Source organism: Kosakonia sp. Marseille-Q7440 (assembly GCF_965119485.1).
In genome coordinates this window covers 522,409-534,542 of sequence record NZ_CBCPLT010000001.1, presented here as the reverse complement: position 1 = coordinate 534,542, position 12,134 = coordinate 522,409, and the positions used below count along the sequence as shown (strand labels likewise).

General features: G+C 57.6%; 10 protein-coding genes. 8 read left to right on the top strand and 2 right to left on the bottom strand.

From position 1 onward, the window contains the following. The first annotated feature begins 81 nt into the window (after window positions 1–81). Window positions 82–2,988, top strand: coding sequence for an RNA polymerase-associated protein RapA (rapA, locus tag ACWPW2_RS02395; protein WP_454121521.1), 2,907 nt, complete (start codon window positions 82–84; stop codon window positions 2,986–2,988). Window positions 2,989–2,999: 11 nt separating this feature from the next. Continuing rightward, on the top strand, window positions 3,000–3,659 hold the full coding sequence (gene rluA, locus ACWPW2_RS02390; protein WP_094419342.1) for a bifunctional tRNA pseudouridine(32) synthase/23S rRNA pseudouridine(746) synthase RluA: 660 nt from the start codon (window positions 3,000–3,002) through the stop codon (window positions 3,657–3,659). Window positions 3,660–3,695: 36 nt separating this feature from the next. Here rluA and djlA read toward each other — a convergent pair whose 3' ends face one another. Continuing rightward, complete coding sequence (gene djlA / locus ACWPW2_RS02385) at window positions 3,696–4,520, bottom strand: co-chaperone DjlA (RefSeq protein WP_124969843.1); 825 nt, start codon at window positions 4,518–4,520, stop codon at window positions 3,696–3,698. Window positions 4,521–4,715: 195 nt separating this feature from the next. Here djlA and lptD point away from each other — a divergent pair, with 195 nt between their 5' ends. The 6 genes from lptD to apaH are packed head-to-tail and all read left to right on the top strand — an operon-like array spanning window position 4,716 to window position 11,450. Continuing rightward, window positions 4,716–7,073, top strand: a complete 2,358-nt coding sequence (gene lptD, locus ACWPW2_RS02380; RefSeq protein WP_454121519.1) for an LPS assembly protein LptD — start codon at window positions 4,716–4,718, stop codon at window positions 7,071–7,073. A 53-nt stretch (window positions 7,074–7,126) separates the two neighbouring features. Next, complete coding sequence (gene surA, locus ACWPW2_RS02375; RefSeq protein WP_023480474.1) at window positions 7,127–8,413, top strand: peptidylprolyl isomerase SurA; 1,287 nt, start codon at window positions 7,127–7,129, stop codon at window positions 8,411–8,413. After that, window positions 8,410–9,399, top strand: coding sequence for a 4-hydroxythreonine-4-phosphate dehydrogenase PdxA (gene pdxA / locus ACWPW2_RS02370; RefSeq protein ID WP_128483656.1), 990 nt, complete (start codon window positions 8,410–8,412; stop codon window positions 9,397–9,399). Before surA ends, pdxA begins: the two co-directional genes overlap by 4 nt. Further along, window positions 9,396–10,217 (top strand): 16S rRNA (adenine(1518)-N(6)/adenine(1519)-N(6))-dimethyltransferase RsmA, encoded by an 822-nt coding sequence (rsmA, locus tag ACWPW2_RS02365; protein ID WP_023480359.1) that lies wholly within the window; start codon window positions 9,396–9,398, stop codon window positions 10,215–10,217. The genes pdxA and rsmA overlap by 4 nt, the downstream gene beginning before the upstream one ends. 3 nt (window positions 10,218–10,220) lie before the next feature. Next, on the top strand, window positions 10,221–10,598 hold the full coding sequence (gene apaG / locus ACWPW2_RS02360; protein ID WP_454121517.1) for a Co2+/Mg2+ efflux protein ApaG: 378 nt from the start codon (window positions 10,221–10,223) through the stop codon (window positions 10,596–10,598). A gap of 3 nt (window positions 10,599–10,601) precedes the next feature. Continuing rightward, window positions 10,602–11,450, top strand: coding sequence for a bis(5'-nucleosyl)-tetraphosphatase (symmetrical) ApaH (gene apaH, locus ACWPW2_RS02355; protein ID WP_454121516.1), 849 nt, complete (start codon window positions 10,602–10,604; stop codon window positions 11,448–11,450). A gap of 34 nt (window positions 11,451–11,484) precedes the next feature. Here the strand turns inward: apaH and folA are convergent, their stop codons facing one another. After that, the gene (gene folA / locus ACWPW2_RS02350) at window positions 11,485–11,964 is read right to left on the bottom strand and encodes a type 3 dihydrofolate reductase (RefSeq protein ID WP_023480281.1); all 480 of its coding nucleotides are present in this window, start codon (window positions 11,962–11,964) and stop codon (window positions 11,485–11,487) included. Between the last annotated feature and the right edge of the window lie 170 nt (window positions 11,965–12,134).

Sequence of the window (12,134 nt, the reverse complement as noted above, 5' to 3'; positions counted from 1 at the left end):
TTTCTGGCCCCAAATTTATCCGCCCGCCTGTCGCCAGGCGGTGACGAACTATTGCCTGCAATTAGAGATTAGAGTTCATTTATGCCCTTTACACTTGGTCAACGCTGGATCAGCGATACGGAAAGCGAGCTTGGACTTGGTACTGTCGTTGCGATGGACGCGCGCACGGTCACCCTGCTTTTCCCCGCCACCGGTGAAAATCGCTTGTATGCCCGCAGCGACTCTCCCGTCACGCGCGTCATGTTCAATCCCGGTGACACCATCACCAGTCACGACGGCTGGCAGCTCACCATCGATGAAGTCAACGAAGAGAACGGTCTGCTCGCCTATACCGGTACGCGTCTTGATACCGGGGAGAACAACGTGGTGCTGCGTGAAGTGCTGCTCGACAGCAAGCTGGTGTTCAGCAAGCCGCAGGATCGTCTTTTCGCCGGGCAGATTGATCGCATGGACCGTTTCGCGCTGCGCTTCCGCGCGCGGAAATACCAGAGTGAGCAGTACCGCATGCCGTGGAGCGGCCTGCGCGGGCAGCGTACGAACCTGATTCCGCACCAGCTGCACATTGCCCACGACGTGGGCCGTCGCCATGCGCCGCGCGTGCTGCTGGCCGATGAAGTGGGGCTGGGCAAAACCATTGAAGCCGGGATGATCCTGCATCAGCAGCTGCTGGCGGGTGCCGCCGAGCGTGTGCTGATCGTGGTGCCGGAAACCCTGCAACACCAGTGGCTGGTTGAGATGCTGCGCCGCTTCAACCTGCGCTTTGCGCTGTTTGATGACGATCGTTACGCCGAAGCGCAGCACGATAGCGATAACCCGTTCGAGACCGAACAGCTGGTGATCTGCTCCCTTGATTTCGTGCGCCGCAGCAAGCAGCGTCTCGAACACCTGTGCGATGCCGAGTGGGATCTGCTGGTGGTCGATGAAGCGCACCATCTGGTGTGGAGCGAAAAAGAGGCGAGCCGCGAATATCTCGCCATTGAACAGCTGGCCGAGCGCGTGCCGGGCATTCTGCTGCTGACCGCAACGCCGGAACAGCTCGGTATGGAGAGCCACTTTGCACGTCTGCGCCTGCTCGACCCTAACCGTTTCCATGATTTCGCCCAGTTTGTTGAAGAGCAGCAGAACTACCGCCCGGTGGCCGACGCCGTCGCGCTGCTGCTGGCGGGCGAACGCCTGAGCAATGACGATCTCAATATGCTGAGCGAGCTGGTGGGCGAGCAGGATATCGAGCCGCTGCTGCAAACCGCGAACAGCGATCGCGACGGCGCGGCCGATGCGCGCCAGGAGCTGATCGCCATGCTGATGGATCGCCACGGCACCAGCCGCGTGCTGTTCCGTAACACCCGTAATGGGGTGAAAGGCTTCCCGAAACGCGAACTGCACACGGTGAAACTGCCGCTGCCGACCCAGTACCAGACGGCGATTAAAGTCTCCGGCATTATGGGTGCGCGCAAAAGCCAGGAAGAGCGCGCCCGCGACATGCTCTACCCGGAGCAGATTTATCAGGAGTTTGAAGGCGACAGCGGCACCTGGTGGAACTTCGATCCGCGCGTCGAGTGGCTGATGGGCTACCTTACCAGCCACCGCTCGCAGAAGGTGCTGGTGATCTGCGCCAAAGCGGCGACCGCGCTGCAACTGGAGCAGGTTCTGCGCGAGCGCGAAGGTATCCGCGCAGCGGTGTTCCATGAAGGGATGTCGATTATTGAACGCGACCGCGCGGCGGCCTGGTTCTCAGAAGAGGATAGCGGCGCGCAGGTGCTGCTCTGCTCCGAAATCGGTTCTGAAGGGCGTAACTTCCAGTTCGCCAGCCATCTGGTGATGTTCGATCTTCCCTTCAACCCGGATCTGCTCGAGCAGCGTATTGGCCGTCTGGATCGTATTGGCCAGGCGCACGACATTCAGATCCACGTGCCTTATCTCGAAAAAACCGCGCAGTCGGTGCTGGTGCGCTGGTATCACGAAGGGCTGGACGCGTTTGAACACACCTGCCCGACCGGCCGCGCCATCTACGACAGCGTGCACGGCGAGCTGATTAACTACCTGGCCGCACCGGAAAATACCGACGGTTTTGACGATCTGATTAAAACCTGCCGCGCGCAGCATGATGAGCTGAAAGCGCAGCTGGAGCAGGGCCGCGACCGCCTGCTGGAGATCCACTCCAACGGCGGCGAGAAAGCGCAGGCGCTGGCTGACAGCATCGCCGAGCAGGATGATGACACCGCGCTTATCGCCTTCGCCATGAACCTGTTTGATATCGTCGGCATTAACCAGGACGATCGCGGCGAGAACATGATCGTGCTGACGCCGTCAGATCATATGCTGGTACCGGACTTCCCGGGCTTGCCGGAAGATGGCTGCACCATCACCTTTGAGCGTGATGTGGCGCTGTCGCGCGAAGATGCGCAGTTTGTCACCTGGGAGCACCCGATCATCCGTAACGGCCTGGATCTGATCCTCTCCGGCGACACCGGCAGCAGCACCATTTCGCTGCTGAAGAACAAAGCCTTGCCGGTCGGCACGCTGCTGGTAGAACTGATCTACGTAGTTGAAGCGCAGGCACCGAAACAGTTGCAGCTTAACCGCTTCCTGCCGTCGACGCCGATCCGTCTGCTGGTGGATAAAAACGGTAACAACCTTGCCGCACAGGTGGAGTTTGAGACCTTTAACCGTCAGCTGAGCGCGGTCAACCGCCATACCGGCAGCAAACTGGTCAACGCCGTACAGCAGGAGGTGCATACCATCCTGCAAAAAGGTGAAGCCCAGGTGGCTGATGCCGCGAAGGCACTGATTGAAGCTGCGCGCCGCGAAGCCGATGAGAAGCTCTCTGCGGAGCTGGCGCGTCTCGAAGCGCTGAAAGCCGTCAACCCGAACATTCGTGATGACGAACTGGAAGCGATCGAGAGCAACCGGCTGCAGGTGATGGAGAGCCTGGCGCAGGCCAGCTGGCGTCTGGACGCGCTGCGTCTGATTGTCGTCACGCATCAATAACGGAGCCCGCAATGGTGATGGAGCCCTACAACCCGCCGCAGGATCCCTGGCTGGTCATTCTCTATCAGGATGAGCACATTATGGTCGTCAACAAGCCCAGCGGCTTGTTGTCGGTGCCGGGCCGTCTTGATGAGCACAAAGACAGCGTGATGACGCGCATTCAGCGCGATTATCCGCTGGCGGAATCGGTGCATCGGCTGGATATGGCCACCAGCGGCGTGATAGTGGTGGCGCTCACCAAAGCGGCCGAGCGCGAATTAAAGCGCCAGTTTCGTGAACGCGAGCCGAAAAAGCAGTACCTGGCGCGCGTCTGGGGTCACCCGGAAAAAGCGGAAGGGCTGGTGGATCTGCCGCTGATTTGCGACTGGCCGAACCGACCAAAGCAGAAGGTCTGTTTTGAAACCGGCAAGGCGGCGCAGACGGAGTATGAAGTGCTGTCGTATGACGAAGATGGTAGCGCGCGGGTGCGCCTGAAGCCGATCACCGGCCGCTCGCACCAGCTGCGGGTGCATATGCTGGCGCTGGGTCATCCGATCCTCGGCGACCGCTTTTATGCGACGCCGGAAGCGCTGGCGATGGCACCGCGTTTACAGCTCCATGCCGAAATCTTGACGATTACCCATCCGGCGTTTGGCAACAGCATGACGTTTAAGGCACCGGTGGATTTTTGAGAACGCGCCCCGATCTTGCGGTCGGGGACGTTTTTATTAGCGAAACCCTTTCTGTTCGCGAATCAGTTCGTAGGCTTTCTGGATGTCCTGCGCTTTCTGCTTCGCCATCTCCATCATCTCCGGCGGTAATCCTTTCGCCACCAGCTTGTCCGGGTGATGCTCGCCCATTAAGCGGCGATAAGCGCGTTTAATGGTTGTCGCATCGTCGGTGGCTTTCACCCCCAGCACGTTGCAGGCATCTTCCAGCGTTGGGCCGCGTTGCGACTGCTGCCATCCGCCACCGCCCGCCTGCTGCTGCGAGTTGTTAAAGCCGCCGCCAAACTGCGCCCCGCCCTGCATCATCAGCAGGAACTGATCGAACTGCTGGCGAGAGATGCCCAGCTCTTCGGCGATGACGTAAAGCACCTGGCGTTCGCTCGGGTGGAGCGTACCGTCAGCAAACGCTGCCTGGATTTGAATTTCCAGAAACATCCTAATCAAATCAAAGCGGCCGAAACAGACGCTGCGAAACTGCCGCATCTTGTCGCGTAACGGGTAGTTATCCGTTTTGCCGACGCGGAAAGCGTGCTGCGCCGCGGTGCGCGACTCGCCGTGCAGGTTCAGACGATCCATAAACAGGGTGGCGACCTGAATATCCGCTTCCGTCACGCGCCCCTTCGATTTGGTTAAATGCCCCATCACCTCAAAGGTGGTGGCAAAAAAGAGCGTCTGGCGCTCGCGCTGGTTGGCAAACCACGCCATTTTACGGCTGCGCGATTTGTCAAAAAGATGCCCAATAATCAGCCCCAGCACGGCGCCCCAAAAGCCGCCGCCTACGAAAAGGGCAACGACCACTCCAACCACTTTCCCCCAATACTGCATATACTCCCCAAATCGTCATGCCGTCGGCTAAAATTTGCTTTATCATACCCGTCATTCTATGCCGTGCACAGGCGCAGGCTCTCCTTCTGGCTCGAACGCGGGCAGGATTAAAACTAGCGTTGCAAAGGCGAGTAAGTTAGTCTCAGACCGTTTGCCAGCGTAAAGCCACAGATGACGGAACAACACATAAAACGTATGAAAAAACGTATCCCCACCCTCCTGGCCACCATGATTGGCTACGCCCTTTACAGTCAGCAGGGGATGGCAGCCGATCTTGCCTCGCAGTGTATGCTTGGCGTTCCCAGCTATAACCGCCCCCTGATTAAAGGCGATACCAATAACTTACCGGTAACGATCAACGCCGATCATGCTAAAGGCAACTACCCTGACGACGCCATGTTTACCGGTAATGTCGATATTAATCAGGGTAATAGCCGCATGCAGGCCGATGAGGTTCAGGTTCATCAACAGCAACCGGAAGGTCAGACGGAACCTGTACGAACGGTGGATGCGCTCGGTAATGTGCACTATGACGACAATCAGGTCATCCTGAAAGGTCCGAAAGGTTGGGCTAACCTCAACACCAAAGACACCAATATCTGGGACGGTAACTACCAGATGGTTGACCGCCAGGGTCGCGGTACTGCCGATGTGATGAAACAGCGCGGCCAGAACCGTTATACCATCCTGGATAACGGTACCTTTACCTCCTGCTTGCCCGGCTCCAATACCTGGAGCGTTGTCGGCAGCGAGGTGATTCAGGATCGCGAAGAGCAGGTTGCTGAGATCTGGAACGCCCGCCTTAAGCTTGGCCCGGTTCCGGTCTTCTATAGCCCCTATTTGCAGTTGCCGATTGGTGATAAGCGCCGCTCAGGTTTCCTGATCCCGAACGCCAAGTACTCAACCAGCAACTATTTCGAATTCTATCTGCCCTACTACTGGAACATCGCGCCCAATATGGATGCGACGATCACGCCGCACTATATCCATAAGCGCGGCAACACCCAGTGGCAGAATGAGTTCCGTTATCTGTCGCAGGCGGGCGAAGGCCTGATTGAGTTCGATTATCTGCCTTCTGATAAAGTCTACGAAGATGAGCACCCAACCGAGGGCGATCGCCATCGCTGGCTCTTCTTCTGGCAGCATACGGGCGTGCTGGACAAAGTGTGGCGTTTTAACGCCAACTACACCAAAGTCAGCGATCCGAACTACTTTAACGACTTTTCGTCAAAATATGGTTCCAGTACCGATGGTTACGCCACGCAGATCCTCAGCGTTGGTTATGCGATCGAAAACTTTGACGCCACGGTCTCGACCAAACAGTTCCAGGTGTTTAACCGTAACAACAGTAACTCCTACTCTGCGCAGCCGCAGGTGGATGTGAACTGGTACCACAACGATCTCGGTCCGTTCGATTTCCGCGTGTATGGCCAGGCGGTTAACTTTGTTAACACCAACAAAAACAACCCAGAGGCGACGCGTCTGCATCTGGAGCCAACCTTAAGTCTGCCGGTATCCAATGACTGGAGCAGCCTCAATACTGAAGTCAAACTGTTGGCGACCCATTACCAGCAGACCAATATCGATACCTTTAACGCGGCGAACGCCAACGCGCAGACGGGTCGTTCGTATGACGCGAACGTCAACCGCGTCATGCCGCAGTTTAAAGCCGACGGCAAGCTGGTCTTCGAGCGCGATATGGACTGGGCGGCTGGCTATACCCAGACGCTGGAGCCGCGCGCGCAGTATCTCTATGTGCCGTACCGCGATCAGAGCCATATCAACAACTACGACTCCTCCCTGTTGCAGTCGGACTACAGCGGCCTGTTCCGCGACCGCACCTATGGCGGCCTCGACCGCATCGCGTCAGCGAACCAGGTTACCACCGGTCTCACCACGCGTATTTTTGATAATGCGGCGGTTGAACGTTTTAACGTTTCTGTTGGTCAAATCTACTATTTCACCGAGTCCCGTACCGGTGATGACAATATCAACTGGGAGAAAGACAACAAAACCGGTTCGCTGGTATGGGCGGGCGATACCTACTGGCGTATCTCCGACCGTTGGGGCCTGCGCGGCGGGGTTCAGTACGATACGCGTCTGAATAACATCGCCAACAGCAGCTCCGCGCTGGAGTATCGCCGTGATGAAAACCGTCTGCTGCAGCTGAGCTATCGTTATGCGAGCCCGGAGTATATTCAGGCAACGCTGCCGGAATTCGCGGCGGCAGATCAGTTTAAAAAAGGGATTTCGCAGGTGGGCACCGCCGCAAGCTGGCCGATTGCCGATCGCTGGTCTCTTGTTGGCGCGTACTATCTTGATACCAATACCAAAAAACCTGCGGACCAGATGGTTGGTGTGCAGTACAACTCCTGCTGTTATGCGATTCGCCTCGGTTGGGAACGCAAACTTAACGGCTGGGAGAACGATCAGAGCAAGTATGAAAAAGTTATCGGTTTCAACATTGAGCTTCGCGGCCTGAGCTCCAACTATGGCCTGGGTACGCAAGAGATGCTGCGCTCGAACATCCTGCCGTACCGTAGCTCACTGTGATCTGTTTGATTTGCAACGTAATCCGCACTGCGGTTAATTGAAATGGAAAAGGTATGAAGAACTGGAAAACGCTGCTTCTCGGTATCGCTATGGTTGCGAATACCAGTTTTGCCGCGCCTCAGGTTGTCGATAAAGTCGCCGCCGTGGTGAATAACGGCGTCGTGCTCGAAAGTGACGTTGATGGTTTGATGCAGTCCGTCAAAGCGAATGCTGGCCAGGCGGGTCAACAGTTGCCGGATGACAAGACCCTGCGCCATCAGATCCTGGAGCGTCTGATCATGGATCAGATCATTTTGCAGATGGGCACGAAAATGGGCGTCAAAGTGACTGACGAACAGCTCGATGCCGCTATCGCGGATATTGCGAAACAGAACAACATGACGATGGATCAGATGCGCAGCCGTCTGGCCTACGACGGGATGAATTTCAGCACCTATCGTAACCAGATCCGCAAAGAGATGATCATCTCCGAAGTGCGTAACAGCGAAGTGCGTCGCCGCGTGACCGTGCTGCCGCAGGAAGTGGAGTCGCTGGCACAGCAGGTTGGCAATCAGAACGATGCCAGCACCGAGCTGAACCTGAGCCACATCCTGATCCCGCTGTCAGAAAACCCGACCTCCGCACAGGTTAACGAAGCAGAAGCCCAGGCGCGCTCGATTATCGAGCAGGCGCGTAACGGCGCTGACTTTGGCAAGCTGGCGATCACCTACTCTGCTGACCAGCAGGCGCTGAAAGGCGGCCAGATGGGCTGGGGCCGTATTCAGGAGCTGCCGAGCGTCTTCGCTCAGGCGCTGAGCACGGCGAAAAAAGGCGACGTGCTGGGCCCAATTCGCTCCGGTGTCGGTTTCCACATTCTTAAAGTGAACGATCTGCGCGGTCAGTCGAAGAGCATCTCCGTGACCGAGGTGCATGCCCGTCACATCCTGCTGAAACCGTCGCCGATCATGACCGATGATCAGGCGCGTACCAAGCTGGAAGAGATTGCTGCCGATATTAAGAGCGGTCGCACCACGTTTGCTAATGCGGCGAAAGAGTTCTCTCAGGATCCGGGTTCAGCCAACCAGGGCGGCGACCTCGGCTGGGCGGCAGCGGATATCTACGATCCCGCTTTCCGCGATGCGCTGATGAAGCTGAAACGCGGCCAGATGAGCGGCCCGGTGCACTCCTCCTTCGGCTGGCACCTGATCGAAATGCTCGATTCGCGCAACGTCGACAAAACCGATGCCGCGCAGAAAGATCGCGCCTACCGGATGTTGATGAACCGCAAGTTCTCTGAAGAGGCGGCAACCTGGATGCAGGAACAACGCGCCAGCGCTTACGTCAAAATTCTGAGCAACTGATGAACACGCAGCGCATCGTTATCACTCCCGGCGAACCCGCCGGGATTGGCCCGGATCTGGTGGTGCAGCTCGCCCAGCGCGACTGGCCGGTTGAACTGGTAATCTGTGGCGATGCGACGCTGTTAACCGACCGGGCAGCCCTGCTCGGTCTGCCGCTTACGCTTCGGGAGTACGCTCCCGGGCATGCAGCGGCGCCGCAACAGGCCGGAACCCTTACCCTGCTGCCCGTTGCGCTCAACGCGCCGGTTGTCGCTGGTCGTCTTAATCCGCAAAACGGTGCTTACGTCGTCTCTACCCTTGCCCGCGCCTGCGATGGTTGCCTGAACGGCGAATTCGCCGCGCTGGTCACCGGCCCGGTGCATAAAGGGGTGATCAACGATTCGGGTACGCCCTTTACCGGGCACACGGAGTTTTTCGAGCAGCGCGCTCACGCCGACAAAGTGGTGATGATGCTGGCAACGGAGACGCTGCGCGTGGCGCTAGCGACGACGCACCTGCCGCTCCGGGAGGTTGCAGATGCCATCACGCCCGATCTTCTGCGTGAAGTTATCACCATCCTGCACGGCGATTTACGGCAGAAGTTTGGTATTGCCTCTCCGCATATTCTGGTCTGCGGCCTCAACCCCCACGCGGGTGAAGGCGGCCATATGGGCACGGAAGAGATCGATACCATCATTCCGCTGCTGGAAGCGATGCGTCACGAAGGCATGAACTTGAGCGGTCCGCTCCCGGCAGACACGCTGTTTCAGCCGAAATACCTCGATAACGCCGACGCGGTGCTGGCGATGTACCACGATCAAGGCCTGCCCGTGCTAAAATACCAGGGTTTTGGCCGCGGGGTGAATATTACCCTCGGTTTACCTTTTATTCGCACCTCCGTCGACCACGGTACCGCCCTTGAACTGGCGGGAAAGGGAACCGCGGAGGTCGGCAGTTTTATTACGGCGCTTAATCTCGCCATCAAGATGATTGTTAATACTCAATGAATACTCGCGTCCATCAGGGCCACTTAGCCCGCAAGCGCTTCGGGCAAAACTTCCTCCACGACCAGTTCGTGATCGACAGCATCGTTTCCGCCATCAACCCGCAAAAGGGTCAGGCCATGGTCGAAATCGGCCCGGGTCTTGGCGCGCTGACCGAGCCGGTCGGCGATCGTCTGGATAAAATGACGGTGATCGAGCTTGACCGCGATCTGGCGGCTCGTCTGCAAACGCATCCGTTCCTCGCGCCAAAGCTGACGATTTATCAGCAGGATGCGATGACCATGAACTTCGGCGAGCTGTCGCAAACCCTCGGCCAGCCGCTGCGCGTTTTCGGCAACCTGCCCTACAACATCTCAACACCGTTGATGTTTCATCTGTTTAGCTATACTGATGCCATTGCCGACATGCACTTTATGTTGCAAAAAGAGGTGGTAAACCGCCTGGTTGCAGGGCCGAACAGTAAGGCGTATGGAAGACTGAGCGTGATGGCGCAGTACTATTGCCAGGTGATCCCGGTGCTTGAAGTGCCGCCGACCGCCTTCGCGCCGCCGCCAAAAGTCGATTCCGCCGTGGTGCGCCTGGTGCCGCATACCACTATGCCGCACCCGGTAAAAGAGGTTCGCACCCTGAGCCGCATTACCACCGAAGCGTTCAACCAGCGCCGTAAGACCATTCGTAACAGTCTCGGCAATGTGTTTACCGTCGACGTGCTTTCATCGTTGGGTATCGATCCGACGATGCGCGCAGAAAATATCTCTGTTGCGCAATATTGTCAGTTAGCCAACTACCTGACGGATAATGCGCCGCCGAAGGAGAGTTAACCCATGATCAATTCGCCCCGCGTCTCTGTGCAGGTTCAAAGCCTCTATATCGAGTCACAGTCGCAACCCGACCATGAACGCTATGTCTTTGCTTACACCGTCACCATCCGGAACCTGGGGCGAAGCGCCGTCCAGTTGCTCAGTCGCTACTGGTTGATCACCAATGGAAATGGCCGCGAAACGGAAGTTCAGGGCGAAGGTGTGGTCGGCGAACAGCCCCATATCGAGCCAGGCGGCGAATTTCAGTACACCAGCGGCGCGGTGATCGAAACGCCGCTGGGCACCATGCAGGGCCATTACGATATGATCGATGCGCAGGGCAACCCCTTCCGCGTCGCTATCCCGGTCTTCCGACTCGCCGTTCCAATAGTGATCCATTAATCAATGTCTACATACTTTATTGGCGACGTTCACGGTTGCTTTGATGAACTGATCGCGCTGTTAAACCAGGTGCAGTTTTCACAGGAAAAAGACACCGTATGGCTGACCGGCGACCTCGTGGCGCGCGGCCCTGGCTCGCTCGACGTGCTGCGCTACGTCAAATCTCTTGGCGACAGCGCACGCATTGTGCTCGGCAACCACGATCTGCATCTGCTGGCGGTCTTTGCCGGTATCAGCCGCAATAAGCCAAAAGATCGGCTTAACCTGCTGCTGGAAGCGCCCGACGCCGACGACCTGATTAACTGGCTGCGTCGCCAGCCGCTGCTGCAAGTCGATGAAGAGAAAAAGGTGGTGATGGCCCACGCCGGGATCACGCCACAGTGGGATCTCGACACGGCGAAAAGCTGCGCCCGCGATGTCGAAGCGGTGCTGGCGAGTGACTCCTATCCGCTGTTCCTCGATGCGATGTATGGCGATCTGCCAAACCACTGGTCGCCAGAGCTGAGCGGTCTCGCTCGTCTGCGCTTTATCACCAACGCGTTTACGCGGATGCGTTACTGCTTCCCGAACGGGCAGCTGGATATGTACTGCAAAGATACGCCGCAGAACGCACCGGCACCGCTGAAACCCTGGTTCTCAATTCCGGGTCCGGTCGCGCAGGAGTACAGCATCGTCTTTGGCCACTGGGCATCGCTGGAAGGCGAAGGCACGCCGGAGGGGATTTACGCGCTGGATACCGGCTGCTGTTGGGGCGGGGATCTCACCTGCCTGCGCTGGGAAGATAAGCAGATCTTCACGCAGCCATCGAATCGCCAGATGGATCTGGGTGACGGGGAAGCCATCGCCTCCTGAAATGAAAATCCCCGGCATGCCGGGGATTTTGCTATTAGCGACGCTCGAGAATTTCGAAGCAGTAGCTGTGTGAATTCTGCGCGTCCGCGTCGTGGAATTCACTGAAGACCGAGTCCCACTCGTCCGGATCGTAATCCGGGAAATGGGTATCGCCCTCCACTTCCGCATCAATGTGCGTCAGGTAGAGGCGCTGCGCTTTTGGCAGGAACTGCTCGTAGACGCGGCCGCCACCGATCACCATGATCTCCTGCGCATCGCCGCACGCCGCCAGCGCATCCTCAACGGATTTCACCCACTCAACGCGATCGTCGGTGCCCGGCTGGCTGCTGATGACAATGTTTTTACGCCCCGGCAGCGGGCGACCGATGGATTCCCATGTCAGGCGGCCCATCACAACAGGTTTGTTTAAGGTGTTGCGCTTAAACCAGGCGAGATCGGCAGGGAGATCCCACGGCATGGCATTCTCCATACCGATGACGCGATCCACTGCTAACGCCGCAATCAGACTGATCATTCATTCATTTCCTGGATGCAAAAAATTGTCGCCACTATACGGAAAGCACAATCTTTCGTCGACGGTGCGCAAGGTAAAGAAGAAGAAAAATTTCTGTTCTGCTGGCGGTGACCCTGCACATCTTCGCACCGCCAGCTTTCCATGCCTGATCTATCAAGCCGTTAGCCGTC